This window comes from Janthinobacterium agaricidamnosum (assembly GCF_003667705.1).
Classification (GTDB): domain Bacteria; phylum Pseudomonadota; class Gammaproteobacteria; order Burkholderiales; family Burkholderiaceae_D; genus Janthinobacterium.
Genome location: NZ_CP033019.1, coordinates 82,287 through 105,768, shown reverse-complemented (window position 1 = coordinate 105,768; position 23,482 = coordinate 82,287). Strand labels below are relative to the sequence as shown.

General features: G+C 61.7%; 25 protein-coding genes and 1 tRNA gene. 7 read left to right on the top strand and 19 right to left on the bottom strand.

Annotated features, from left to right (window positions below; genetic code table 11):
- Nucleotides 1–325 precede the first annotated feature (325 nt).
- Nucleotides 326–808 (top strand): PTS sugar transporter subunit IIA, encoded by a 483-nt coding sequence (locus tag D9M09_RS00545; RefSeq protein WP_034753339.1) that lies wholly within the window; start codon nucleotides 326–328, stop codon nucleotides 806–808.
- A 36-nt stretch (nucleotides 809–844) separates the two neighbouring features.
- A complete protein-coding gene (gene hprK / locus D9M09_RS00540; RefSeq protein WP_034753337.1) occupies nucleotides 845–1,780 on the top strand; it encodes an HPr(Ser) kinase/phosphatase in 936 nt (311 codons plus the stop codon).
- A 23-nt stretch (nucleotides 1,781–1,803) separates the two neighbouring features.
- Here the strand turns inward: hprK and D9M09_RS00535 are convergent, their stop codons facing one another.
- Entirely contained in the window at nucleotides 1,804–2,763 is a 960-nt protein-coding gene (locus D9M09_RS00535) for an IS110 family transposase (protein ID WP_121668350.1), read from the bottom strand.
- 395 nt (nucleotides 2,764–3,158) lie between these two features.
- Here D9M09_RS00535 and rapZ point away from each other — a divergent pair, with 395 nt between their 5' ends.
- A complete protein-coding gene (rapZ, locus tag D9M09_RS00525) occupies nucleotides 3,159–4,022 on the top strand; it encodes an RNase adapter RapZ (protein ID WP_070221648.1) in 864 nt (287 codons plus the stop codon).
- Here the strand turns inward: rapZ and D9M09_RS00520 are convergent, their stop codons facing one another.
- The 8 genes from D9M09_RS00520 to D9M09_RS00485 all read right to left on the bottom strand — a co-directional run bounded on the left by D9M09_RS00520 (nucleotide 4,023) and on the right by D9M09_RS00485 (nucleotide 10,735).
- A complete protein-coding gene (locus D9M09_RS00520; protein WP_121668348.1) occupies nucleotides 4,023–5,108 on the bottom strand; it encodes an enoyl-CoA hydratase/isomerase family protein in 1,086 nt (361 codons plus the stop codon).
- 131 nt (nucleotides 5,109–5,239) lie between these two features.
- Entirely contained in the window at nucleotides 5,240–5,599 is a 360-nt protein-coding gene (gene hpf, locus D9M09_RS00515) for a ribosome hibernation-promoting factor, HPF/YfiA family (protein ID WP_070221650.1), read from the bottom strand.
- 69 nt (nucleotides 5,600–5,668) lie between these two features.
- Nucleotides 5,669–7,147, bottom strand: coding sequence for an RNA polymerase factor sigma-54 (locus tag D9M09_RS00510; RefSeq protein ID WP_070221651.1), 1,479 nt, complete (start codon nucleotides 7,145–7,147; stop codon nucleotides 5,669–5,671).
- 4 nt (nucleotides 7,148–7,151) lie between these two features.
- Nucleotides 7,152–7,907 (bottom strand): LPS export ABC transporter ATP-binding protein, encoded by a 756-nt coding sequence (gene lptB / locus D9M09_RS00505; protein ID WP_034753325.1) that lies wholly within the window; start codon nucleotides 7,905–7,907, stop codon nucleotides 7,152–7,154.
- Complete coding sequence (gene lptA / locus D9M09_RS00500; protein ID WP_121668347.1) at nucleotides 7,907–8,488, bottom strand: lipopolysaccharide transport periplasmic protein LptA; 582 nt, start codon at nucleotides 8,486–8,488, stop codon at nucleotides 7,907–7,909. Before lptA ends, lptB begins: the two co-directional genes overlap by 1 nt.
- A 25-nt stretch (nucleotides 8,489–8,513) precedes the next feature.
- A complete protein-coding gene (gene lptC / locus D9M09_RS00495; RefSeq protein ID WP_070221653.1) occupies nucleotides 8,514–9,125 on the bottom strand; it encodes an LPS export ABC transporter periplasmic protein LptC in 612 nt (203 codons plus the stop codon).
- Between the two features lie 42 nt (nucleotides 9,126–9,167).
- Complete coding sequence (locus D9M09_RS00490; RefSeq protein WP_121668346.1) at nucleotides 9,168–9,701, bottom strand: KdsC family phosphatase; 534 nt, start codon at nucleotides 9,699–9,701, stop codon at nucleotides 9,168–9,170.
- Nucleotides 9,701–10,735, bottom strand: a complete 1,035-nt coding sequence (locus D9M09_RS00485) for a KpsF/GutQ family sugar-phosphate isomerase (RefSeq protein ID WP_070221721.1) — start codon at nucleotides 10,733–10,735, stop codon at nucleotides 9,701–9,703. The genes D9M09_RS00490 and D9M09_RS00485 overlap by 1 nt, the downstream gene beginning before the upstream one ends.
- Nucleotides 10,736–10,819: 84 nt before the next feature.
- On the opposite strand from D9M09_RS00485, the gene D9M09_RS00480 reads away from it, so the two are divergent.
- A complete protein-coding gene (locus tag D9M09_RS00480) occupies nucleotides 10,820–12,799 on the top strand; it encodes a monovalent cation:proton antiporter family protein (RefSeq protein ID WP_070221655.1) in 1,980 nt (659 codons plus the stop codon).
- A gap of 14 nt (nucleotides 12,800–12,813) precedes the next feature.
- Here the strand turns inward: D9M09_RS00480 and D9M09_RS00475 are convergent, their stop codons facing one another.
- The 3 genes from D9M09_RS00475 to D9M09_RS00465 form a co-directional block, all read right to left on the bottom strand.
- Complete coding sequence (locus tag D9M09_RS00475; protein WP_070221656.1) at nucleotides 12,814–13,971, bottom strand: GGDEF domain-containing protein; 1,158 nt, start codon at nucleotides 13,969–13,971, stop codon at nucleotides 12,814–12,816.
- A gap of 34 nt (nucleotides 13,972–14,005) precedes the next feature.
- Complete coding sequence (locus tag D9M09_RS00470) at nucleotides 14,006–14,857, bottom strand: MOSC domain-containing protein (protein WP_070292352.1); 852 nt, start codon at nucleotides 14,855–14,857, stop codon at nucleotides 14,006–14,008.
- A 130-nt stretch (nucleotides 14,858–14,987) separates the two neighbouring features.
- Nucleotides 14,988–16,082 (bottom strand): type II asparaginase, encoded by a 1,095-nt coding sequence (locus D9M09_RS00465; protein WP_121668345.1) that lies wholly within the window; start codon nucleotides 16,080–16,082, stop codon nucleotides 14,988–14,990.
- 133 nt (nucleotides 16,083–16,215) lie between these two features.
- Between D9M09_RS00465 and D9M09_RS00460 the strand changes: the two genes are divergently transcribed.
- Together D9M09_RS00460 and D9M09_RS00455 are read left to right on the top strand one after the other, a co-directional pair.
- The gene (locus D9M09_RS00460; RefSeq protein ID WP_162995530.1) at nucleotides 16,216–16,608 is read left to right on the top strand and encodes a hypothetical protein; all 393 of its coding nucleotides are present in this window, start codon (nucleotides 16,216–16,218) and stop codon (nucleotides 16,606–16,608) included.
- Nucleotides 16,590–17,441, top strand: coding sequence for a MipA/OmpV family protein (locus D9M09_RS00455; protein WP_240453516.1), 852 nt, complete (start codon nucleotides 16,590–16,592; stop codon nucleotides 17,439–17,441). Before D9M09_RS00460 ends, D9M09_RS00455 begins: the two co-directional genes overlap by 19 nt.
- A gap of 104 nt (nucleotides 17,442–17,545) precedes the next feature.
- Here the strand turns inward: D9M09_RS00455 and ychF are convergent, their stop codons facing one another.
- The 3 genes from ychF to D9M09_RS00440 all read right to left on the bottom strand — a co-directional run bounded on the left by ychF (nucleotide 17,546) and on the right by D9M09_RS00440 (nucleotide 19,597).
- On the bottom strand, nucleotides 17,546–18,637 hold the full coding sequence (ychF, locus tag D9M09_RS00450) for a redox-regulated ATPase YchF (protein ID WP_071325626.1): 1,092 nt from the start codon (nucleotides 18,635–18,637) through the stop codon (nucleotides 17,546–17,548).
- Between the two features lie 151 nt (nucleotides 18,638–18,788).
- Nucleotides 18,789–19,022, bottom strand: a complete 234-nt coding sequence (locus D9M09_RS00445; RefSeq protein WP_034778346.1) for a helix-turn-helix domain-containing protein — start codon at nucleotides 19,020–19,022, stop codon at nucleotides 18,789–18,791.
- The gene (locus D9M09_RS00440) at nucleotides 19,022–19,597 is read right to left on the bottom strand and encodes a DUF2975 domain-containing protein (RefSeq protein ID WP_121668342.1); all 576 of its coding nucleotides are present in this window, start codon (nucleotides 19,595–19,597) and stop codon (nucleotides 19,022–19,024) included. The genes D9M09_RS00445 and D9M09_RS00440 overlap by 1 nt, the downstream gene beginning before the upstream one ends.
- 118 nt (nucleotides 19,598–19,715) lie before the next feature.
- On the opposite strand from D9M09_RS00440, the gene D9M09_RS00435 reads away from it, so the two are divergent.
- The gene (locus D9M09_RS00435) at nucleotides 19,716–20,813 is read left to right on the top strand and encodes a serine hydrolase domain-containing protein (protein WP_121668341.1); all 1,098 of its coding nucleotides are present in this window, start codon (nucleotides 19,716–19,718) and stop codon (nucleotides 20,811–20,813) included.
- On the opposite strand, the gene pth is transcribed toward D9M09_RS00435, so the two are convergent.
- The 4 genes from pth to D9M09_RS00415 form a co-directional block, all read right to left on the bottom strand.
- The gene (gene pth / locus D9M09_RS00430; RefSeq protein WP_034753275.1) at nucleotides 20,814–21,398 is read right to left on the bottom strand and encodes an aminoacyl-tRNA hydrolase; all 585 of its coding nucleotides are present in this window, start codon (nucleotides 21,396–21,398) and stop codon (nucleotides 20,814–20,816) included.
- Between the two features lie 115 nt (nucleotides 21,399–21,513).
- The gene (locus D9M09_RS00425; protein ID WP_070221672.1) at nucleotides 21,514–22,122 is read right to left on the bottom strand and encodes a 50S ribosomal protein L25/general stress protein Ctc; all 609 of its coding nucleotides are present in this window, start codon (nucleotides 22,120–22,122) and stop codon (nucleotides 21,514–21,516) included.
- A gap of 165 nt (nucleotides 22,123–22,287) precedes the next feature.
- Nucleotides 22,288–23,238, bottom strand: a complete 951-nt coding sequence (locus tag D9M09_RS00420) for a ribose-phosphate pyrophosphokinase (RefSeq protein WP_034753270.1) — start codon at nucleotides 23,236–23,238, stop codon at nucleotides 22,288–22,290.
- A 150-nt stretch (nucleotides 23,239–23,388) separates the two neighbouring features.
- A tRNA-Gln gene (locus D9M09_RS00415) sits at nucleotides 23,389–23,465 on the bottom strand.
- Between the last annotated feature and the right edge of the window lie 17 nt (nucleotides 23,466–23,482).

Here is a 23,482-nt window from a genome sequence, read left to right as displayed (position 1 = left end):
AACACCCCAAAACCATGCCAACAGGAATGTTGGCTGTGTTTTAAAACAACGTTGCAGTAGTGCCGCAGAGCATGTCAAAGACGCTGAAAAATCGGAAAATCGGCATTCGGCGGCGGAAAAACCGGCGCGCCGCGTGTTTTTAATCAAGAAATAGCCGATACACGCCGATGTTATTTTTTTGCTAAAATGATGGTCACATTGGCTGTAGCGCCCACTGCGCCCGCAGCGGACGTATACTGTTGAGAATTGGCGTTACAGGCCGCGAAAACAGGCCTATAATTCGGCTCGCAAGCCCTCTGCGCATTGCACCATTTCATTGAGTGTCATGACTAATCTTAGCAAAATATTATCCCTCGAAAACGTCCTGCTGGATCTGGAAGTTTCCAGCAAGAAGCGCGCCTTCGAGCAAGCCGGCCTGATCTTCGAAAACAATTACGGCATCGCCCGCTCTACCGTCTCGGACAATCTGTTTGCCCGCGAACGTCTGGGCTCGACCGGTCTGGGTCATGGCGTGGCCGTGCCGCATGGCAGAGTCAAGGGCAGCAAGACCTTGAAATCGCCGCTGGGCGCCTTCGTGCGCCTGGCCGAACCGATTCCGTTCGAGTCGCCCGATGGCAAGCCCGTCAATCTGCTGTTTTTCCTGCTGATTCCCGATCATGTCACCCAGCAACATCTGGAAATCCTGTCGGAAATCGCCGAAATGTTTTCCGATGACGCCTTCCGTACGGCATTGGCCACGGATCCGGAACCGAAATCCGTGCATTCGCGCATCGTCAATTGGCAACCCAGTCTGCAAGCGGCGGGTTAAACTTCAGGTATTCCTCCACTCCTGAAGAAGACTGCCATGTTGCAAACGCCGCTGACGATACAACGCCTGTACGACGACAATCGTGAAAGTCTGCAACTGGGCTGGTTCGCCGGCTTCCCCGGCGGCGAGCGCCTGATCTCGGGCGACGTCTCGTCGGCCGCCGACCAGGTGGGCCACTTGAACCTGATCCATCCGGGCCGCATCCAGGTCTTCGGTCACCAGGAAATCAATTACTACCAGCGCCTGAAGGTCAACACGCGCACCCACGTGATCGGCGAACTGATCGCCGGCGGTCCGCCCGCGCTGATCATCGCGCAAGGGCTGGAAACGCCGCCCGACATCCTCGCCATCTGCGACGAGCAAAACATCCCCCTGTTCTCCACCCCGCTGCCGGCCGCGCAAGTGATCGACTTTCTGCGCGTCTACCTGTCGAAAAAACTGGCGCAGCGCATCATCATGCATGGCGTGTTCATGGACGTGCTGGGCGTGGGCGTGCTGATCACGGGTGATTCGGGCCTGGGCAAGAGCGAGCTGGGGCTGGAGCTGATTTCGCGCAGCCACGGCCTGGTGGCCGACGACGCCGTCGAATTCTCGCGCATCGCGCCGAACATGATCGAAGGCCGCTGCCCGCCCCTGTTGCAAAACCTGCTGGAAGTGCGCGGCCTGGGCTTGCTCGACATCAAGGCCATCTTTGGCGAAACGGCCGTGCGCCGCAAGATGCGCCTGAAACTGATCGTGCACCTGGTGCGCCGCAACGCGCTGGAAGAAGAAGTCGAGCGCCTGCCCTTCCTGTTTCCCACGGAAGACGTACTGGGCTTGCCCGTGCGCAAGGTCGTCATCCCCGTCGCCGCCGGCCGCAACATCGCCGTCCTGCTGGAAGCGGCCGTGCGCAACACGATTCTGCAGCTGCGCGGCATCGATACCTTGCAGGAGTTCATGGAACGGCAACGCCTCGCCATGAGCGGCGATTAGCAACGTAGATACTGTTATCCCCGTCAAGCGGCGTGCAAGGCCGGATCAAATATTTTTCCCGACCTGAGCACGCCGAATGCCACGTGCACCAGCTTGCGCATCATGGCGCCGATGATCAGCTTGGGCGCTTTGCCGGCGTCACGCAGACGCTGACCGAAGCGCTTGCCCCAAGGCGTCTTATGCACTGCCACCATGGCCGGCATGTACAGTGCCTTGCGCAGGAAACTGTGGCCGACCTTCGACATGCGTGGCTTGCCACGCACGCTGGAACCTGACTCGTGCTGGCGCGGATCGAGGCCCGCAAACGCCACCGCCTGCTTGGCGCTGTCGAAGCGCTCAGGATTGGCGTAGTAGGACAGCAGCACGGGAATCGTGCGCTCGCCCAGGCCAGGGATGCTATCGAGCAATTCGCGCTTGCCGCGTAAATCCGGGTCGTCATCGATATGACGGCGGATCGCCAGGATCAGCGCCTTGATCTCGGCGTCGAGCCAGGCAATATGATCCTCGATACCCTGGCGTACCGCCGCGCGCGCCACTTCAAGCCGGTTGCTTTCCTGCTGGCGCATCGCTTGCAAGGCATCGAGGCGCAGCACCAGCGCGCGCAGCGATTGCTCGGCCGGCGATGGCGCCTGCCAGGGCTCTGGCTGGCGTTCATGGGCGAAGTCGGCGATCAGCTGTGCGTCGACCTTGTCGGTCTTGGTGCGCACCAGGCGTGAAGCGCTGAAGGCCTTGATCTGGGCTGGATTGATGACACTGACCACCATGCCAAGTCCAGCGAGATATTCGGCAACCCCTTCCCAATACGTGCCCGTCGCTTCCATGCACACCCTGGGGCTGCCGGCAGCATGCTTCAGCAGCCATGCGTGGAGCGCGGTGAATCCTTGGTGGTTGTTCTCGACAACCTTGTTACGATGCTTGCCGTTGGGCAGGCGCAGCGCGCAGTCGAGCTTGGCCTTGGCAACGTCGATTCCTAAATTAAACATGCTGTGGTCCTCTTGCGATCTACCTTGCAAATGCGGGCTAACCGGCATGCCGGTGCCAAAGATACTGTCCGATCTTGACATGGAGGATGGGTAACTGGTGCGAGATCTACGGAGCTGGCTCGGGGCCTAAGGGCGGATACGGCATCCAGTTACCCGGTCTTGATATGCCTATCAAGATTTTGACAGCGGTCGATACCGTTCGCAATACCACGAACGGCATGAGGGGAATAATACAAGGTCGGATTAGCGGGGCCGCCGAGGTGGGGCAAGGCCCCGCGTAATCCGACAGCATTGTTGGCGCGTGCAGCAAAGAAATATCACAGCCCAAATTGCAATAATTTGTAAAGATAATTGCATCGGGAGCGCGGTGCCGGTCTTTATTGTATGATCGGGCTATGCATATCGTCCTTATCACCGGAATATCCGGCTCCGGTAAATCCGTCGCGCTCAATGTGCTGGAAGATACCGGCTACTATTGCGTCGACAACCTGCCGCCGGCCTTGCTGCCGAGCCTGGTGCAAACCTTGCTCGACGAAGGCACGCCGCAACTGGCCGTCGCCGTCGATGCGCGCAGCGCCGAATCGCTCGTCAGCTTGCCGCACAATGTCGCGCTGTTGCGCGACCAGGGGCATGACGTCAAGGTCATGTTCCTGACAGCCACCACGCATTCGCTGGTGGCGCGCTTCTCGGAAACGCGGCGCAGCCATCCGCTGTCGCACGAGTTGCGCCCGAACCAGAATCCGGCCAGCCGCCGCACCCTGATCGAGTGCATCTCGGAAGAACGCGAACGCCTGTCGGCCATCGAACAGCTGGGCCATGTGATCGATACCTCGGAACTGAGCGCCAACAAATTGCGCGCATGGATCAAGGATATCGTCGCCTCAGAGCGCGCGCCGCTGACCCTGTTCTTCGAATCGTTCGCCTTCAAGCTGGGCGTGCCGCTCGATGCCGATTTCGTCTTCGACGTGCGGGCCTTGCCCAATCCCTATTACGACCTGGCCCTGCGCCCGCTCGACGGCCGCGACGCGCCCGTGATCGCCTTCCTCGACGCGCAACCGAGCGCGCTGGAGCTGCTGGCCGACATTCGCGCCTTCATCGAAAAATGGCTGCCGTCGTTCAAGTCCGACAACCGCAGCTACCTGACGGTGGCGCTGGGCTGCACGGGCGGCCAGCACCGCTCCGTGTACATGGCGGAACGGCTGGCGCAGTATTTCGGCCCCAAAGAAAGAGTCGTGCTGCGCCACCGCGAGCGCTCTTAATCAGTCGAGGTGGCGCAGCGGATGGGCTTGCGCCGGCCACACGGGGACGAAGAAGCGCGCCACCATGGCCGCGTCGACCCCGTCCAGGCTGGCAGGCTGCCAGCGCGGGGCATTGTCCTTGTCGACCACCAGCGCGCGCACGCCCTCGAGCACCTCGCCATGTTCGAAATTGTGGCGCACCACCGTGCGCTCCATGCGCAGGCAATCGGCCACGCCCAGGTGGGCGCCCCGCTGCAGCAACTCCAGGGTCACCGACATCATCAAGGGCGAGCGCAGGCGCATGGCCGCCAGCGCCTTCGCCGCGAATGCGCCGTCATCCTGCGCCAGCGAGGCCATGATGGCGGCCACTGAACCCGCGCTGAAGTGGCGGTCCAGCGCCGCGCGCGCCGTGGCCAGGAGGGAAGCGCCCGCCTCGGCCTGGAATGGTGCCGCCAGTGCCTTGATAGCGACCGGCAAGCCTTCGCCCGGCGTGGACTCGAACAGGGCCAGCAGCGCCCCCATCTGCGCCTCGGGCAGGTAGACATCGGCCAGGCCCGTGTAGAGGGCGTCGGCCGCGTTGATCGTCAAACCCGTCAAGCCCAGGTACAGGCCCAGCTGACCCGCCAGACGGGACAAAAAGTAACTGCCGCCCACATCGGGGAACAGGCCGATATTGACTTCCGGCATGGCCATGCGCGTGCGGCCCGTGACGATGCGCAGGCGGTTGCCGGGCCCCGCTTGCGCCACGCCCATGCCGCCGCCCATCACCACCCCATCCATGACGGCGATATACGGTTTCGGATAAAAATGGATCAAATGATTTAAAGCATATTCCTCCGTAAAGAAATCTTCCAGCAAGGCGCTGCCGCCCTGCGGCGTGGCCAGGCCCGCATCGTAAAAGAAACGGATGTCGCCACCCGCGCACAGGGCTTTTTCGCTGCTGGAGCGGATCACCACGGCGTCCACCTGCGGATCGTCGCGCCATGCCAGCAAGGCCGCGCTCAGGGCGCGCACCATCTCCAGCGACAGGGAATTCAAGGCTTTCGGACGGTCGAGCACGATGTGGCCCGTGCGGTGGCGGATGGAAATCTGGACGAGGTCGCTCATGGCAGGCAGGAAAGAAGTGAAAGTGCAAACATTCTAGCGCCTGCGCGGCGAACATTGCGTTTCGCTGGACGCAAAAAAGGGCGCAATGTGCGCCCTTAGTTGATCACAGCCGGTTGAAAGTCGCGGGCCGCTTAGGCGGGGGCGAATTCTTCTTCCGAACTGTCTGGCAGATGCTTGATCGCCTCTTTACCATGCCCTTGCACTTTGGTTTTGTATTTCATCACTTGCCTATCGAGCTTGTCGATCAGGGTATCGATCGCGGCATACAGGTCGTGCGCCAGGCTTTCCACATAGACAGTTTTGCCACTCAAACGCAGGTTGACTTCGGCCTTTTGACGTTTTTCTTTCTCTTTGAGGTTATCCACGGTCAGAATCACGGCGATATCGATAACTTGATCGAAATGACGTTTCACGCGCTCCAGCTTCGTTTGTACGTATTCACGGATGGCTGGTGTCACTTCGAGATGATGTCCGCTGATGGTGAGATTCATACACACTCCTAAAGATGATCGGGTTCGTGCGGTCCATCGTATCCGGCCCGCAGAGGAACCGAAAAAAACTTACAAACACTTACGCAGGCTCACTGGCGGAATTTTTAACGCTTCCCGGTATTTGGCAACAGTACGTCGCGCAATCACCATGCCTTGTTCCCCCAGCATGTCCGCAATCTTACTGTCGGATAAAGGATTTTTAGGGTCTTCTGCTCCTGTCAGTTGCACGATCAATGCCCGTATCGCCGTCGATGACGCTTCGCCCCCCGCTTCGGTGGCGACGTGGCTACCAAAGAAATATTTCAACTCGAACATGCCGTGCGGGGTCAGCATGTACTTTTGAGTTGTTACCCGCGAGATAGTACTCTCGTGTAAACCCAGTGTATCAGCTATTTCACGGAGCACAAGGGGGCGCATGGCAACGGCCCCATGCGAGAAAAAGTTCTTTTGTCTTTCTACTATCGCCTGCGCCACGCGCAGAATCGTGTCGAAGCGCTGGCGCATATTCTTGATCAGCCACTTGGCTTCCTGCAACTGTGCACCCATGGCGCCCTCGCCCTTGCCCTGCTTGAGCAAGTTGGCGTACATGGCGTTGACGCGCAGGCGCGGCATGACGTCGTTGTTCAGGGTCACTTGCCAGCCATTGCGCGCGCGCTTGACGACGACGTCGGGCACCACGTAATCGGACACGTCCGCAGCGAACACGGCGCCCGGATGCGGGTTGCACTGGCGAATTACCGTCTGCGCTTCACGCAAGTCTTCATCGTCGCAATCGAGGGCTTTTTTCAGCTTGTTAAAATCGCGCTGGGCAAACCAGGCCAGGTGCTTTTCCACGATGACGAGGGCCATGCGCCGCGTCACCATGGCGATGTGCGGCAAGCGCTTGATTTGCAGCGCCAGGCATTCGGACGCATTGCGCGCGCCCACGCCCGGTGGATCGAAACTTTGCAGCAGCGACAAGGCCGTGCGCATCTCGTCGGCATCGATTTCCAGCTCTTCCGGCAGGCGCGCCAGGATGTCGTCGAGCGACTCTTCCAGGTAGCCATTGTCGTCGAGCGCGTCGATGATCAGCTCGACCAGCGCGCGGTCGCGCAATTCGAGCACCGTCACGCGCATCTGCTCCATCAGGTGTTCGCGCAGGGTGCAGTGATGGGCCTCCAGTTGCGGGCGGGAATCTTCGTCGTCGGGCGCCTTGCCCCGGCTCGCCTCGCTCCAGTCGCTGTCGCCGCCATCCGCGGCGGCCGGGCCCTCGCCCGCCTCGCCGTCAAAGGTTTCCGCTTCGGCCGGCGCCGCGGGCGCCTCCTGGCCTGGCGGCTGGGGCGGCGCTTCGGCCGGCGCGGCCGTGGAGCTCAAGGCCCCGTCGGACAGCAGGCGCAGCGAACGGTCGAGCGGATCGTCGAGGCGCTCGAGCAAGGGATTGTCCGTCAGCAGTTGCTCGAGTTCCTGGTGCAATTCCAGAGTAGACAATTGCAACAGGCGTATCGATTGCTGCAACTGCGGCGTCAGTGCCAGGTGCTGCGAAGTGCGCAGCTGCAATGATTGTTTCATTGGCTTACATGCGGAAGTGTTCGCCCAGATAGACCCGGCGTACCGACTCGTTCGCGATGATGTCGTCGGGGCGTCCCGACGCCAGTACCGAGCCCTGGTTGATGATGTAGGCACGGTCGCAGATACCCAGCGTCTCGCGCACATTATGATCGGTGATCAGCACGCCGATATTGCGCTCCTTCAAGAAGCGCACGATGCGCTGGATCTCGATCACGGCGATCGGGTCGACGCCGGCGAACGGTTCGTCGAGCAGCACGAAACGGGGATCGGTGGCCAGGGCGCGGGCGATTTCCACGCGGCGGCGCTCCCCGCCCGACAGGGACAGCGCCTGGTTCTCGCGCAACTTTTCAATCTGCAAGTCGGCCAGCAGTTTATCCAGGCGTTCCTCGATCTCGGCCTTCTTCAAAGGACGGCCTTCGACGGTCTGGATTTCCAGCACGGCGCGGATATTGTCTTCCACCGTCAGCTTGCGGAACACGGACGCCTCCTGCGGCAGATACGACAGGCCCATCTGTGCGCGGCGGTGGATCGGCAGGCTGGAAATGTCCACGCCGCTGATGTCGATGCTGCCGCCATCCGACGGCACCAGGCCGACGATCATGTAGAACGAGGTGGTCTTGCCGGCGCCGTTCGGGCCCAGCAGCCCCACCACTTCGCCGCATTCGACTTGCAGCGAGACATCATGCACGACTTGCCGCTTGCCATAGGTTTTCTGCAGTCCGCGAACGATCAGGGTGCTGCCGCAACGGGTATTGTCCATTATTTCGTTCCTGGCACAGGTGTGGCCGGCGCTTTCTCCACCGCGGGCGCCTTAGTCTTCGGCTGGATCACCATGCGCACGCTGCCGCCATCGGAGGTGCTGGTGCCGCTGTCGGAATTTTCCATCTTGAATACTTCCTTGCGGCTGTCGTACGAGATGAAGGCGCCATTGGCCACATCCGTCACTTTCGTGCCCTCCAGGCGCGTCAGCTTGGCCTTGGAAAACAGTTTCACCACTTCCGTCTTGTTGTCGTATTCCACGCGCTCCGCTTCGCCTTCGACCCACAGGTCGCCGGCGCCATCGCGCTTCTGGCGGAAGGTGGCCAGCTTGCCGGGATCGGCCCAGAAAGTGATGAACTGGTAGCCTTGCGGGTCTTCCGTGATCAGGGCCCGGCCCGCCTTCATGGTCAGCGTGCCCTTGACCAGCACGACGTCGCCCGTCAGGGTACGAATCTGCTTGACGTCATCGACGTGGCCGCTACGCGCCGTGATGACGGCTTCCTTCTCGGAATCGGCCTTCTCGGCATGCGCCACGCCCATGAGGGCCAGAGAAAATACGCTCAACAGCAAGATGTTCTTCATAGTATGGTTTCCTTGTTTCATTCTGTCATTTTGCCGCCGCGGCCGGGCGCGGTTTCGGCGGGAGGACCATGCGCAAGGCATTCTGCACTTCCACCACGCCGGTGGCGTTATTGGCCTTCATGCCGATACCATTGATGCGCGAGGCGCCCGTCAGGATATCGACAGGCACGTCCGTTTCCATTCTTTCTTCGTCCGGAAACACCGTCAGCGCTTCCGTCCTGACCGTCAGGTTCTGCGCCTTCGGACTGGCCACGCGGTCGATCACGACCTTGCGGTGCAGTTGCAGCCGGGTATTGTCCTGGTCGATATGCGCCAGTTCCGCATTCATGTTCAACGGCGGCATGCCCGGCGTGAGCTTGCGCACGAAGGGCTGGTCGATATCGGACGAATCGTCGGCCGGATAATGCGTGAGCTTGTTGCCCGACACGATATAGCTGGGCTTACCCGTCAAGTCCATGCGCACCAGGCTGAAATTGGTGATGAAATAGTCGGGCTCACCCAAATTCTTGCTGGCCTTGATGTCCTGGCCATTCTTGTTCATCACTTCAAGCAGCCAAAAGCTGGCCAGCGCGACGACGACCGCGCCCAGCAGGGTAAAAATCATGCGCCAGCGATGGGCGCCTCCTGGCTTACGCATAGGGTTTCACTCTTTCATAGGTCACTGGCGGCAAGGCGCACCTCACTCCAGGAACGGCGCCATGACGCGCGCATAGTTGTCCTGGGCGCGCAGCAGGAATTCGCAGATTTCGCGCACCGCGCCGCGGCCGCCGCCGGCCTGCGTCACATGGTGCGCCAGGCCCTGCGCTTCCGGACGCCCGCCCGGCACGCTGACGGCAAAGCCCACGCGACGCAGGATGGGTGCATCGATGACGTCGTCGCCGATGTAGCCGCATTGCTCTTCCGTCAAGCCCGTCAGCGCCAGCAGTTCGCGAAACGGCGTCAGCTTGTCGTGACCGCCCTGGTGCACATGGGTAATGCCCAGGTCTTGCGCGCGGCGTGCCGTGATGGACGAGCGGCGCGCGCTGATGATGGCCGTCTGCACACCGGATTCCTGCAGCAGCTTGATGCCCAGGCCATCATACACATTAAACGTTTTCATCATTTCGCCATCGGGGCCGAAATGCAGGCTGCCGTCGGTAAGCACGCCGTCGACGTCAAAGATCATCAGTTTGACCTTGGCCGCGCGCGCCAGGTTGTCCGCTACGCTCTCCATCAGATCACCTTCGCTTGCGTCAGATCATGGATATGCAGGGCGCCCACCAGCTTGCCGTCGGCATCGACGACCAGCATCTGGTTGATGCGGAACTGTTCCATCACGGCCACGGCATCGACAGCCAGGCGTTCTGGCGCGATGCTGCGCGGCTGCGCATGCATGACGTCGCGGATCGCCACTTGCGTGAAATCCTGCACGCGCTCGAACATGCGGCGCAAGTCGCCATCCGTAAACACGCCCACGGGGCGGTTGTCCGCATCGACGACGGCCGTCATGCCCATGCCCTTCTTCGTCATTTCTTCCAGCGCCTGCAGCAGCGAGGCGTCCACGGGTACTTTCGGCACCCGTTCGCCGCTGCGCATGACGTCATGCACGTGCGTAAGCAGGCGACGGCCCAGGGCGCCGCCCGGGTGCGAGCGGGCGAAATCCTCTTCCTTGAAGCCGCGCAAGTCGAGCAAGGCCACGGCGATCGCATCGCCCAGAGCCAGGGTGACGGTGGTGCTGGCCGTCGGCGCCAGATTCAGCGGACAGGCCTCTTTTTCAACAGAAATATCCAGGTGCACATCGGCCAGCTGGGCCAGGCTCGAGTTCGGCTTGCCCGTCATGGAAATCAGTATGCCGCCCATGCGCTTGACGACGGGCATGATGGCCATCAGTTCGGACGACTCGCCCGAGTACGAGATGGCAATAAAAGCATCGTCCGAGGTGACCATGCCCAGGTCGCCATGGGCCGCTTCGGCCGGATGCACGAACAGGGCCGGCGTGCCGGTGGAAGCGAGGGTGGCGGCAATCTTGCGCGCGATATGGCCGGACTTGCCGATGCCCGAGACGACGACACGCCCCTTGCACTGCAGCAGCAGCGCCACGGCGCGGCCCACGCTGTCGTCCGTTGCCAGGCGCGCGTGCAGCGCATTGATGGCGTCGGACTCGATCTGCAAGGTGGTGCGGGCCAGCGCGACGGCGCGCTCGGTCGTCGCTTGCATGTCAATTCGATCAAAAGCTTTCAGCATTGTTTTTTCATGGGTTACACTCATGCCCAAAGTATAAACGAATTAGGAAAGCAAAAAACTTGCCAGTCACAACAAACAACGATTTCCATTGACCGTACCGGGCAACCCATGTTTTCCTCGCTTGAACTGACCCTGATGTTACTCGGCAGCGCCGTGCTGGGCGTGGTCGCTTTCAGAATGTTGCATTTGCCGCCCATGCTCGGCTATCTGGCCGTTGGCATCGTTATCGGCCCCCATGCGCTGGGCCTGGCGGCGGAAAACGAAGCCAGCCATACCCTGGCCGAGTTCGGCGTCGTCTTCCTGATGTTTTCCATCGGGCTCGAGTTTTCTTTGCCCAAGTTCCTCGCCATGCGGCGCATCGTTTTCGGCCTTGGCATGGCGCAGGTGGTCACCACCATCATCGCCACCGTCGTCTTCGGCTGGTTCGTCGGGCGCTACCTGTCCGCCTACATCCACCTGAGCTGGCAAGCCGCGTTCGCCCTGGGCGGCGCGCTGGCCATGTCGTCGACGGCCATCGTCTCGAAAATGCTCACGGAGCGGCTGGAACTCGAAAGCGAGCACGGCCGCAAGATCATCGGCATCCTGCTGTTCCAGGACCTGGCCGTCGTGCCCCTGCTGATCCTGATTCCCGCCCTCACGCGCGATTCGGACAACCTGGCCGAAACCCTGGCCTGGGCCGGCGGCAAGGCCCTGGTCGTGCTGATCTTGCTGCTGTTCCTCGGCCAGAAGATGGTGCGCGGCTGGCTGACCATCGTCGCCAAGCGCCGCTCGCAGGAATTGTTCATGCTCAATCTGCTGCTGATCACCCTGGGCGCGGCCTGGATCACGGAGCGCGCCGGGCTGTCGCTGGCCCTGGGGGCGTTTGTGGCCGGCATGCTCATTTCCGAAACGGAATTCAAGCACCAGGTGGAAGAGGATATCAAACCGTTCCGCGACGTGCTGCTGGGCCTGTTCTTCATCACCGTCGGCATGCTGCTCAATATCCGCGTGGTGCTCGATAACTGGTGGCTCGTCCTACTCTTGCTGTGCGGCCCCGTGCTGCTGAAATTCACCCTGATCGCGGGCCTGGCCCGGCTGTTCGGCTCATCGACAGGCGTGTCATTGCGCACGGGCCTGGCGCTGGCGCAGGCGGGCGAGTTCGGCTTCGTGCTGCTGAATCTGGCTGGCGGCATCAAGTTGATGGACCCGTTCGTCGTGCAGGTGGTGCTGGCCTCGATGGTGCTGTCGATGCTGGTGGCGCCCTTCCTCATCGCCAAGTCGGACGCCATCGTCATGAAACTGGCCGCCAACGACTGGATGATGCAATCGCTGGCGCTGACGAAGATCGCCACGCGCACGATGGCTTCGCAGAAACACGTGCTGATCGCCGGTTTCGGGCGCAGCGGGCAAAGCCTGGCCACCCTGCTGGCGGAGGAAAAGATCGAATACCACGCGCTGGACCTGGACCCGGAACGGGTGCAGGAAGCGCAGCTGGCCGGCGCCCACGTCTCGTATGGCGACGCGGGCCGGCGCGAAAGCCTGGTGGCGGCCGGCATCTACCGGGCCAGCGCCGTGGTGATCACGTATGCGAATACCCCATCGGCACTGAAGTTATTGCATTTACTCAAAGAAATGGCGCCGACCTTGCCCGTCATCGTGCGCAGCCACGACGATACCGACCTCGACCAGCTGAAAAGCGCGGGTGCGGCCGAAGTCGTGCCGGAATTGATGGAAGGCAGCCTGATGCTCGCTTCGCACGCGCTCATCATGATGGGCGTGCCCCTGCGCCGCGTGGTGCACCGGGTACAGGCGGCGCGCGAGGAGCGCTATGCCTCCCTGCGCGGCTATTTCCACGGTTCCAGCGACGCGGGCGACGATGCCGAACTGGAGCGCCTGCATACGGTCACCGTCAGCGAAGGCGCGCACTGCGTGGACTTGCCCTTGAGTGCGATCGACGTGGCCGGCTGCGGCGCGTTTGTGACGGCCATCCGCCGCGGCCGCGGCAGCCTCGATGTCAGCCCCGAAACGCAGCTGGCCAGCGGCGACGTGGTGGTGCTGCGCGGCACGGCCGACGCCGTGGCCAAGGCCGAAACCTTGCTATTGAAATAATCAGCCGATCTTGCTCAGCTGCTCTGCGGCTGCCAGCTGACGACCTTGTTGCGGCCATCGGCCTTGGCCTGGTACAGGGCCTGGTCGGCGTGCGCCACCAGTTGCTGCGCCACCGTTTCGATCGGGAGCAGCGCCGCGTCCGCTTCAAGGCTGGCCACGCCGATCGACACGCTGACCCACGCTTGCGCGCTGCCCGGCAAGTCGAACATGGTGCCGGCGATGCTGGCGCGGATGCGTTCGGCAACAAACGTGGCGCTGTCGAGGTCGGCGTCGATCAGCAGCACGACGAATTCTTCGCCGCCGAAGCGGCCCAGTGCATCGGAGCGGCGCAATTCCGTGCGGATGCGCGTGGCCACTTCGCGCAGCACTTCATCGCCGCCCTGGTGGCCATGCTTGTCATTGAACAGCTTGAAATGGTCGATATCGATATACATGCATGAGATGCAATAATTCTGGCGCCGCGCGCGGGCGATTTCTTCCAGCAGGCGGCGGTCGATATAGCGGCGGTTGTAGACGCCCGTCAGGGAATCGGTCAAGCCGATGTATTTGAGCATTTCATTGCTGATCACGTTTTCCAGGCAAATGGCGATGATGGACGCCATGTGCTTGATGAAATCCGTGCCCAGCGCGGGCGTAAAGCGCGTCACGTCGCTGCTGGCCAGGTTCAGGCTGCCGATCAGGCGCTTGTTGCGCAACAAGGGCACCAGCGCCACGCTGCGCAGAGATGCGATCTGCGGAAAACGCGGGCCATGCACGGCCGCGTCGAAGGCACCGAGCAACGGCGATGGCGGCAAGGCCGCTTCGCCCTCGGCCGCCGGCACCGGCGACGTAAACCCCAGCTCCGCCACGGCATGCACGAACAGCAACTGTGGGAAGGCGCTGAAATCGACGCCCAGCTTTTCCATCACCAGCACGATATCGTCATCCTCGTCGAGCAGGCTCAAGGTGACGCCGTCGAGGTCGGAAATCACGGGCAAGGTGCGGAAAATGGTGCCGATCAACTCGGGAAACGTGGACGCGCTGACGATTTCCAGGTCGAACGCCTGGTGGCGGCACATGATGTCGTGGTTGCGCTCGACCTGTTCCAGCAGGAAAGCCATGCGCGCGCGCAAGGCCTGGTTTTCGGCTTCGAGGCTGGCAATGCGCGGGTCCGGCGGTATTGCTTGATTCATAGAAACCTTAAACCCTTGTGTACGGGCGCCATGCTTAAAATGCCAGTTCGAAACCGATGTCCTGCCCCACCACGATACGCTCATCACCGCCTTCGGTGACGATGGCGTTCATGCCGAAGCAGATGGCGCCGTCGAGTTCGGGCTTGGCGCGATAGCCATGCATGACGTCGAGCGGATCCGGGCCGGGCACGCCCGTGGCCTGGTCCACCGACGGGATCGGGCAGCGCGAACACGGCTTGACGGGTTTCAAGGTCGTCGCGCCCAATTGCAGGAACGCGGCGTAGTCTTCCTCGAAGGCGCCGATATCGCCGATGACGAGGTTGGGCCGGAAGCGGTTCATCGGCAGCGGTTCACGGCCGGCGGCGCGCAGCTTGTCGTTGACATCGGCCAGCGAGGCGGCACCCGCGATCAGCACCGGGTAGCCGTCGGCAAACATGGTCGAGGCGGCAACGCCATCCGTCCATTTGGTGCTCGTGGCGCGCACCACGTCCGGGTGAAAGCGCGCGAGGCGGCACGGCACGCCGATGGCCTGGGAAAACCATGTCGCCGTCACCTCGTCGCAATCGTAGGCGCGCACGGTATCGTCCCACACCTGCACCTCCAGCATCGGTGCCAGTTGCGGATGCGGCAAGCCCAGCTCGATTTCCAGGCGCAGCATGCCCGGCGCGCGCAATTCCAGCGTGCTGGCCTTGATGGATGGCACGATCAGCGCCATGCGCGGATGCTCGCGCTGGGTCAGAAAGCGGCCCTGCGGGTCCACCACCATCCATTCGCGGTCGAACACGTGCTCGCTCATCAGCCCTGAGCGCGTCAGGACCGCCTCGCGCAAATGGATGCCGGCGCACGATTTGATCGGATACAGGATGATGTCGGACAGGATAGCCATGGACAGGGGGAGAAGGAACAGTGTTGCTGCTTCTGCCAGGAAATTATTCAGAAGCGAAGTATGGCAGCAAAGCGGGCAAGCGTAAATCAGCCAGATTCAGCCAATGAGGCTGAATCTGGCGCGGTCATGATCAATACGTGTAGAAAATACGCTGGATTTCTTGCGTGCTGTTGGTTTTGGTCAAGGCCAGCATCAGCAGGATGCGGGCTTTTTGCGGGTTCAGGGTGTCGGATACGACACTGTCGAGTTCATCGTCGTTGGCTTCGCCATTGCGCGCCACGATGCCCTGGCCGACGCGGCTCGAACGCACGATCAGCACGCCCTTCTGGCGCGCTTCCACCAGGGCCGGCTTCATTTGCGCGGCCACGCTGCCATCGCCCACGCCCGCGTGGATGATGCCCTTGGCGCCGGCGGCAATGAAGGCGTCCATGCCGACACGGTTCATGTTGGCATAGCCGTAGACGATGTCCACTTGGGGCAAAGCGTCGAGCTTGCTGATGTCAAATTCCGATTCCAGGGTGTGCTTGCGCGTCGACTGGCGATAGAAGAAAGGCTTGCTGCCCTGGATGTAGCCGAGCATGCCCAGTTCCGGCGACTTGAACGTGTCGGTGGTGGACGTGTTTGTCTTGGTCACTTCGCGCGCCGCGTTGATCTGGTCGTTCAAGGCCACCAGCACGCCCTTGCCCACGGCTTCCTTGCTGCCGGCCAGCATCACGGCGTTGTACAGGTTGATGGGACCGTCAGCCGAGATGGCGGTCGAGGGACGCATGGCGCCCACCACCACGACCGGCTTGTGGCTTTTCACGGTCAGGTTCAGGAAATACGCCGTTTCCTCGATGGTGTCGGTGCCGTGCGTGACGACCACGCCATCGACATCGTTCGAGGCCAGCAGCACGTTGATGCGCTTGGCCAGGGCCAGCCAGTGGCTGTTGCCCATGCTTTCGCTGGCGATCTGGAACACTTGCTCGCCTTTCACATTCGCCACTTTCTTCAATTCCGGCACGGCCGCGATCAGGCGCTCGACGCCCACGGTGGCCGAGGTGTAGCCGACGGTGGTGGTGCTGTCGGCGCCGCTGCCGGCGATGGTGCCGCCCGTGGCCAGGATCACCACATTCGGCAATTTGACGGCCGCCTGCTGCGCGCGTGCGGGGGACGCGGCAACAAAGCCCATCAGCAAGGTGGCCAGCATCAGCTGTGCACAAGAATGGAATTTGCGTGAAAACATGGTGCTCCTGTTCGGTGATGTGTCAAAGATAACAAAGTCGTGTGCAAATTATATGTCATCAGTGCGGCAAAAAAGTCCCGATTGACGCGTTCTGCGCAAACGTGCGCGCCTTCCCATGCGCTACAGTGGCGCCATGTCCACACTCCCGTCCTTCCGCTCTTGCCTCGTCCTGCCGTTCGTCCTGATGGCGCTGGGCGCCTGCTCCACGCAGGTCGAACTGCGCGCGGCGGCGCAGCAGGAGCAGTGGGGACGTGAAGCCGCTGGCCAGGGCGACTGGGTGCAAGCCATGCGCAACTACGCGGCCGCGGCCGAGAATGCCGAACTGGGCCATGGCGATGCAGCTTGGCAGGCGCGGCTGCACCACGAAGCGGGACGCGCCGCCAGCGCCGCCTGCCGCTACGATGCGGCCGCATTTCATTTCCGCCAGGCTAACGCGCTGGCAAAGCAGGCCCGTACATCGAGCGCCCTCAGCGACAAGGCGCTGGCATCGCTACAGGCCGGCAAACCTTGCCCAGTTCCCCCATGAACGTCGCGCGCACCTTGCTGGCAGCATCCACCCTCTTTACCGGCATGGCGTCCGCGTGCGCAGCCGAGCCGGCGCTCCCCCTATGGGAAGCGGGCGTCTTCGGCGGCACGGCCGTCACGCCCGCCTATCCTGGCGCCAGCGAACGCTCGACGCGCAGCCTGGTCCTGCCCTATCTGATTTATCGCGGGAAAGTATTGCGCGCCGACCGTTCCGGCGTGGGCGCGCGCCTGCTCGATACGGATCGCCTCGACTTCGATATCGGTTTTGCCCTGTCCTTGCCGGCCCGCTCCAGCGACGTGCCGGCCCGGCGCGGCATGCCCGACCTGGGCACCTTGGTGGAATTTGGCCCGCGCCTGAAAATCAAGCTGGCCGAGCCGACGCAGCACAGCCGCCTTGGCCTGGAACTACCCTTGCGCGCCGTCATCGAAGCGCGCGGCGGCCTGCGCCGCCAGGGCGCCACGTTCGAACCGCGCCTCGTGTACGCGCTGCAAGGCGAGCGGCAGGCATGGCATGTCGATGCCAGCGTCGGCGCCGTGCTGGGCAATGCCGCCATCAACGATTACCTGTATGGCGTCAGCCCCGCGTTTGCCACCGATGGGCGCCCCGCGTATGCGGCCAAAAGCGGGCTGATGCTCACCCGTCTGGGCCTGGGCGGCTCCTACCGGCTGCAGCGGGACTGGCGCGCCTTTGCCTTTGTACGCTACGACAACTACATGGGCGCCGCCAACCGCGCCAGCCCCCTGCTGCGCCAGAACAGCGGCACCTCGGCCGGCATCGGCCTGATGTGGACGTGGCAGCGCTCGGAGAGCCTGGCACGGGGCCACGACGATTAGAGAACCAGCCGATGGCAGACATGCTGGCCATCCGGGCAATAAAAAACCCTGCAAATCAATGACTTGCAGGGTTCATGTTCGCCCCGTACGGGACCTGCCGGGATTTAGACGTTGAACAGGAAGTTCAGCACGTCGCCATCCTTGACCACGTATTCCTTGCCTTCGGCGCGCATCTTGCCCGCTTCCTTGGCGCCCGCTTCGCCCTTGTAAGCGATGAAGTCGTCATAGGCGATGGTTTGCGCGCGGATGAAGCCGCGTTCGAAGTCGGTGTGGATCACGCCGGCCGCCTGTGGCGCCGTGGCGCCCACGGGGATGGTCCAGGCGCGTACTTCCTTCACGCCCGCCGTGAAGTAGGTTTGCAGGCCCAGCAGCTTGTAGCCGGCGCGGATCAGGCGGTCGAGGCCCGGCTCTTCCATGCCCATATCGGCCAGGAAGGCGCCCTTGTCGGCGTCGTCCAGGTCGGCGATTTCCGCTTCCAGCGCCGCGCAGATGGCGACGATGGGGGCGTTTTGCGATTGCGCATACGCCGTCAGCTGGTCCAGCAGCGGATTGTTGGTAAAGCCCGTGTCGGACACGTTGGCCACGAACATGGCCGGCTTGGCCGTGATCAGGCACAGCGGCTTGATCAGTTCCATTTCGTCGGCGTCCAGGCCCATGGCGCGCACGGGCTTGGCATCGTTCAGGTACGGCATCATGCGTTCCATGATGGCCAGCAGCTTGGCCGCGTCCTTGTCGCCCGAGCGGGCTTTCTTGTTTTCGCGGTGGATGGCTTTTTCCACGGTGCCCATGTCGGCCAGCGCCAGTTCGGTCTGGATGACTTCGATATCGTCAAGCGGGTTGATCTTGCCGGCCACGTGGATGACGTTGTCATCTTCGAAGCAGCGCACGACGTTGACGATGGCGTCCGTTTCGCGGATGTGCGACAGGAACTGGTTGCCCAGGCCCTCGCCCTTCGATGCACCGGCCACCAGGCCGGCGATATCGACGAATTCCACGATGGCGTTGACCATGCGTTCCGGCTTGACGATGGCGGCCAGCGCATCCATGCGCGGGTCCGGCACTTCGACGACGCCGACGTTCGGCTCGATGGTGCAGAACGGATAGTTTTCAGCCGGGATGCCGGCTTTCGTCAGTGCATTGAACAGGGTGGACTTGCCGACGTTCGGCAAGCCGACGATACCGCATTGGAGACTCATGGAAAACCTTTAAATAATCAATATTGCCGGCAAGCGGCTGGTGCAAAACGGCCGTTGCGGGCGTTTTCTGGATAATCTTGCTGTATTCATGCTCTAGGGGTCAATTGTACCTCTATGCACCCTACTCTTCAAAAAAACCGCCCTGGCGACCTTAACTGTCGCCATCCCCGTCATCCGGCTGCGACGCATCGAATTCCAGGATGTCGCCGGGCTGGCATTCGAGCATCTCGCAAATTTTCGACAAGGTATCGAAACGCACGCCGCGCACCTTGCCCGATTTTAGAAGGGACAGGTTCTGCTCCGTGATGCCGATAAAGGCAGCCAGTTCCTTCGATTTCACTTTTTTCCTGGCCAGTACCAGGTCGAGGCGCACGACGATACCCATCAGATGAACCCGCTGTTTTCATCGGCCAATCTCTGGCCTTCATGCAGGATTTGCGCCAGCGCAAAGAAAACTGAACACAGCAGCAAGGTCCACAGGTCGCCGCCCGTGATGTCGATAACCAGGCGCAACTGGCGCGTTCCCTCTTCCAGCAAGCCAAACAGCATGCCGCGCACGGTCGGTTCCAGCAAAGTCAGTACCGTTCCCAGCAGCAAGCCGCCGGCAAAGCGGCGAAAGTGCCGCGCCACCTGCGGCGTGAAATACACGCCCTGTTCGAACTGGCGCAAGACCAGGGCCAGCTGGCGCACGGCATCGCCCAGCACGCACAAGGCCGGCAAGGCCAGCGCCAGACCCAGTCCCCGCTGCCACAGGGGCATGGCGGCCAGGCGCTCGAATGGCTGGCTCTGCAATTGCAGCAACAGTTCATACATGCCGGCGCCGCCCAGGCTGCCTTGCGCGGCCGGCGCAGGCGCCAGCCAGCCCAGCACCGTCAGCAGCAGGTACAACACAAAGAATCCCGAAACGCCGTAGCGCACGCGCCGGCTCAGCGCCGCCGGCCCCGTTGGATTTTTTTTCATCTTTAAAAGTATACGAAAGTGTCAAGTGTGGTTAGAATAAATTATCGTAAAACAATAATTAAATCATGTTTTGCGACCATTTTAACATATTCACCTCACCCTATCGACTGGAGACTCCATGAAAACCCTGCTTGCCGCACTCGTTTGCAGCACCCCCTTGCTGCTCAGCGGCGCCGCCCGCGCCCATGACTTGAACGCCATGCTGCAACAGGCGCTGGCCGACAAGAGCGTGCCGGCCATGGCGATCCTTGTCATTCGCGACGGCAAGATCGAGGCGCAGGCGCAGGCGGGCGTGCGGGCCAATGACGGCAACGACGCCGTGCGTGCCGACGACGTGTGGAATATCGGCTCCGACGGCAAGGCCATGACGGTGACCCTGATCGCGCGGCTGGTGGAACGGGGCCTGCTGTCGTGGGACGCGCCGCTGTCAAGCATGCTGCCCGCGCTGAGTGCCGGCATGCGCGCCGAGTACCGCGACGTCAACCTGATGGATCTGCTGTCGCACCGCGCCGGCCTGCCGCCCAATCCGGACGAGACATGGATCAATGCCACCTACACGGACACGCGCCCCTTGCCGCTGCTGCGCCTGGAGTACGCGCAGCGCGCGCTGGCGGACGCGCCCGTGGCCGCGCCGCGCGGCGAATCGCATTACTCGAACAGCGGCGCCATGATCGCCGCCGCCATCGCCGAGCGTGTCACGGGCAAGACGTACGAGGAGTTGATGCAGGCGGAAGTGTTCGGCCCGCTGGGCATGCGGGCCGCCTTCGGCCCCACCGTGCGCGGACAGAACCTGGGCCACAAGGAAGGCAAGCCGATCGCCGGCTTGATGGCCAGCAATCCGCTGATGATGGCACCCGATGGGGAAATTCACCTGAGCATGCACGACTGGGCAAAGTTTGCGCTCGATCAATTGCATGGCGAGCAGGGCAAGGGCAAGCTGCTCAAGAAGGAAACGTATGTCTTGCTGCACACGGCGCAGGGCGACACGCATGCGGCCTTGGGCTGGGGCGTGATGCACTTCCCGCCCCAGGCGCCGCAGCGTGTACTCACCCACCTGGGCTCGAACGGCTACTGGCACGCGCTGATCGCGCTGGCGCCCGGCAGCGGCGACGGCCTGCTGATCGCCGCCAACGCGGGCGACGGCAGCAGCGCCCAGGCCAGCCAGCAGCAGATGGCGAAAACCATCATGGCCGGCTTCGGCAAGGCGGGAAAATAATTACGCGGTGTGCAGCTTCATCGTCGCCGCCTCGAACTTGCCCTCGACGATCTGCGGCATGACCTGCAGGGATTTGTCGATCGCCTGCTCGATCAGCTCCTGGTCTTCGCGGCGCGGGCGGTGCAGCACGAAGTCGGCCACCTGCTGCTGCAGGCTCAGGGTGCGCGGGTGGCCGATGCCCAGGCGCAAGCGCCAGTAATCCTGCGTGCCCAGCGCGGCCGTGATGTCTTTCAAGCCATTGTGGCCGCCGGCCGAGCCGCCCTTTTTCAGGCGCGCAATGCCGGGCATCAAATCGAGTTCGTCGTGCACGACCAGCACTTCATCGGCGGCGATCTTGAAAAAGCGCGCCAGCGCGCCCACGGACTGGCCCGAGCGGTTCATGAAGGTCAGCGGTTCGAGCAGCCAGACTTCGTTGCCGCCAATCGACGTTTTCGCCAGCATGGCGTTGTAGCGCGAATCGCGCTGCAGGCGCGTGCCGGGCAGGCTGTTGGCAAGATTGTCCACCAGCCAGAAGCCGGCATTGTGGCGGGTTTGTTCGTATTCGGGTCCCGGATTGCCGAGGCCGACGATCAGGCGTATGGGCATGGCTGTGTCTGCAATGTAAAAGAAAGCATTATCGGTGAAAACAGGCAGAAAAAAACCCGCGCGGCGAACCTGGCGGGTTTTTCCTTGCGACTACCGCATTGCTGCGGCGGCAAAATTACTTCTTGTCGGCTTCAGCAGCAGCGGCTTCGGCTTCAGCAGCAACGTGGCCAGCCGGTACCGAAGCGGTAGCGATGGTCAGGTTGGCGCCGTGGGTGACAGCGGTCACGCCAGCTGGCAGGACCAGGTCGCCAACGTGCAGCGAGTGACCGACGTCGATGTTCGACAGGTCAACGTTGATGAATTCTGGCAGTTGGCCTGGCAGGCACGAAACTTCGATTTCGTTGGCTACGTGGCTGATGGTCGCGCCGTGCAGTTTGACTGCCGGGGAAACGTCAGCGTTTACGAAGTGCAGCGCCACTTTTACGTGGATAGCTTGCTTAGCGTCAACGCGCTGGAAGTCAGCGTGCAGAACCAGTTGTTTGTATGCGTGGACTTGGAAGTCGCGCAACAGAACTTGCTGGGAAACGCCGTCGATTTCCAGATCCAGGATCGACGAGTGGAACACTTCTTTTTTCAACGCGTGGTACAGGGCGTTGTGATCCAGCGAGATCAGCACCGGGGCTTCAGCGCCACCGTAGACGATACCAGGGGTTTGGCCGGAAATGCGCAGGCGGCGGCTCGCTCCGGAACCTTGCAATTCGCGTTTAAATGCGATAACTTTCATGTGAAACTCCAAGAAGAACAAGGCTTGCGCCTTGTGTTATGAGGACTCCCGCGACCAGGAATCCTCGAAAATGGGTGTAAACACCCCGAAAACTAAAACACTGCGGCGCAACAGGCAAAAGCCGGTCGCGCCGCAGGCATTACGTCTGTTGCTGCTCTTACCGAATTAATCGATGAACAGCGAGATGACGGAGTCACCCTTGATGATGCGTTTGAACGTCTCGGCCAGCAGCGGCGCGCACGTCAATTGACGGATCTTGCCGCAGGCCAGGGCCGCTTCGGACAGGGGGATCGTGTCGGTCACGACCAGCTCATCGAGCGGCGAGGCCGAAATACGGTCGATCGCCGGGCCCGACAGCACCGCGTGCGTGCAATACGCCACGACTTTTTTCGCGCCGCGCTCTTTGAGCACTTCGGCAGCCTTGGTCAAGGTGCCTGCCGTGTCGACCATGTCATCCATGATCACGCAGTTGCGGCCTTCGACTTCACCGATGATGTTCATCACTTCGGACACGTTCGCTTTTGGACGACGCTTGTCGATGATGGCCAGGTCGCAGCCCAGGCGTTTTGCCAGGGCGCGCGCACGGACCACACCGCCGACGTCCGGCGACACCACCAGCAGATCCTGATAGTTTTTCTTTTGCAGGTCGCCCAGCAAAATTGGCGAAGCGTAAATATTGTCGACTGGAATATCGAAGAAACCTTGAATCTGGTCAGCGTGCAAGTCCATGATCAGGACGCGCTCGACACCGGCTTCTTCCAGCATGTTCGCCACCACCTTGGCCGAAATCGCCACACGCGCGGAGCGTGGACGGCGGTCTTGACGGGCGTAGCCGAAGTAAGGAATCGCGGCGGTGATGCGGCCAGCGGAAGCACGTTTCAAGGCATCAACCATCAGCATGATTTCCATCAGGCTGTCGTTGGTTGGAGCACAGGTGGATTGCAAAACAAAAACATCCTTGCCGCGTACGTTTTCGTTAATCTCGACCATTACTTCGCCGTCGGAGAATTTCGAAACGTTTGCTTTACCGAGAGGAATGCCGAGGTTTTTTGCGACCCCCTCTGCCAACGCTGGATTCGCGTTGCCGGTAAAAACCATCAGGTTTTCGTAAGCCATGGGAGTCCCAAGAGGTGATAAAGAAGTCTTGAAAAGCACTAACCGGGCATAGGCCCGGTCAGTCATTGTTTAGAATATGCCGCGTGGCGGCACATCTGCTTTTTCCCGTACTGGACGCCAACTTCGCATCGACAGACTACGGTGAAATGGTGGCAGGGGAAGAAGGATTCGAACCTTCGCATGCTGGAATCAAAATCCAGTGCCTTAACCAGCTTGGCGATTCCCCTACGTTACTGACTGCTTG

What these genes read in the sequence shown, in the direction of transcription:
- D9M09_RS00475 (WP_070221656.1), bottom strand. Translation starts at nt 13,971, where the DNA reads ATGAATCAAGCAATACCGCCGGACCCGCGCATTGCCAGCCTCGAAGCC.
- ychF (WP_071325626.1), bottom strand. Translation starts at nt 18,637, where the DNA reads ATGAGTCTCCAATGCGGTATCGTCGGCTTGCCGAACGTCGGCAAGTCC.
- rapZ (WP_070221648.1), top strand. Translation starts at nt 3,159, where the DNA reads ATGCATATCGTCCTTATCACCGGAATATCCGGCTCCGGTAAATCCGTC.
- D9M09_RS00485 (WP_070221721.1), bottom strand. Translation starts at nt 10,735, where the DNA reads ATGAGTGTAACCCATGAAAAAACAATGCTGAAAGCTTTTGATCGAATT.
- D9M09_RS00435 (WP_121668341.1), top strand. Translation starts at nt 19,716, where the DNA reads ATGAAAACCCTGCTTGCCGCACTCGTTTGCAGCACCCCCTTGCTGCTC.
- D9M09_RS00480 (WP_070221655.1), top strand. Translation starts at nt 10,820, where the DNA reads ATGTTTTCCTCGCTTGAACTGACCCTGATGTTACTCGGCAGCGCCGTG.
- D9M09_RS00545 (WP_034753339.1), top strand. Translation starts at nt 326, where the DNA reads ATGACTAATCTTAGCAAAATATTATCCCTCGAAAACGTCCTGCTGGAT.
- hprK (WP_034753337.1), top strand. Translation starts at nt 845, where the DNA reads ATGTTGCAAACGCCGCTGACGATACAACGCCTGTACGACGACAATCGT.
- D9M09_RS00470 (WP_070292352.1), bottom strand. Translation starts at nt 14,857, where the DNA reads ATGGCTATCCTGTCCGACATCATCCTGTATCCGATCAAATCGTGCGCC.
- hpf (WP_070221650.1), bottom strand. Translation starts at nt 5,599, where the DNA reads ATGAATCTCACCATCAGCGGACATCATCTCGAAGTGACACCAGCCATC.
- lptC (WP_070221653.1), bottom strand. Translation starts at nt 9,125, where the DNA reads ATGCGTAAGCCAGGAGGCGCCCATCGCTGGCGCATGATTTTTACCCTG.
- D9M09_RS00440 (WP_121668342.1), bottom strand. Translation starts at nt 19,597, where the DNA reads ATGAAAAAAAATCCAACGGGGCCGGCGGCGCTGAGCCGGCGCGTGCGC.
- lptB (WP_034753325.1), bottom strand. Translation starts at nt 7,907, where the DNA reads ATGGACAATACCCGTTGCGGCAGCACCCTGATCGTTCGCGGACTGCAG.
- D9M09_RS00490 (WP_121668346.1), bottom strand. Translation starts at nt 9,701, where the DNA reads ATGGAGAGCGTAGCGGACAACCTGGCGCGCGCGGCCAAGGTCAAACTG.
- D9M09_RS00520 (WP_121668348.1), bottom strand. Translation starts at nt 5,108, where the DNA reads ATGAGCGACCTCGTCCAGATTTCCATCCGCCACCGCACGGGCCACATC.
- pth (WP_034753275.1), bottom strand. Translation starts at nt 21,398, where the DNA reads ATGCCCATACGCCTGATCGTCGGCCTCGGCAATCCGGGACCCGAATAC.
- D9M09_RS00420 (WP_034753270.1), bottom strand. Translation starts at nt 23,238, where the DNA reads ATGGCTTACGAAAACCTGATGGTTTTTACCGGCAACGCGAATCCAGCG.
- D9M09_RS00465 (WP_121668345.1), bottom strand. Translation starts at nt 16,082, where the DNA reads ATGTTTTCACGCAAATTCCATTCTTGTGCACAGCTGATGCTGGCCACC.
- D9M09_RS00535 (WP_121668350.1), bottom strand. Translation starts at nt 2,763, where the DNA reads ATGTTTAATTTAGGAATCGACGTTGCCAAGGCCAAGCTCGACTGCGCG.
- D9M09_RS00425 (WP_070221672.1), bottom strand. Translation starts at nt 22,122, where the DNA reads ATGAAAGTTATCGCATTTAAACGCGAATTGCAAGGTTCCGGAGCGAGC.
- D9M09_RS00445 (WP_034778346.1), bottom strand. Translation starts at nt 19,022, where the DNA reads ATGGGTATCGTCGTGCGCCTCGACCTGGTACTGGCCAGGAAAAAAGTG.
- D9M09_RS00460 (WP_162995530.1), top strand. Translation starts at nt 16,216, where the DNA reads ATGTCCACACTCCCGTCCTTCCGCTCTTGCCTCGTCCTGCCGTTCGTC.
- D9M09_RS00510 (WP_070221651.1), bottom strand. Translation starts at nt 7,147, where the DNA reads ATGAAACAATCATTGCAGCTGCGCACTTCGCAGCACCTGGCACTGACG.
- lptA (WP_121668347.1), bottom strand. Translation starts at nt 8,488, where the DNA reads ATGAAGAACATCTTGCTGTTGAGCGTATTTTCTCTGGCCCTCATGGGC.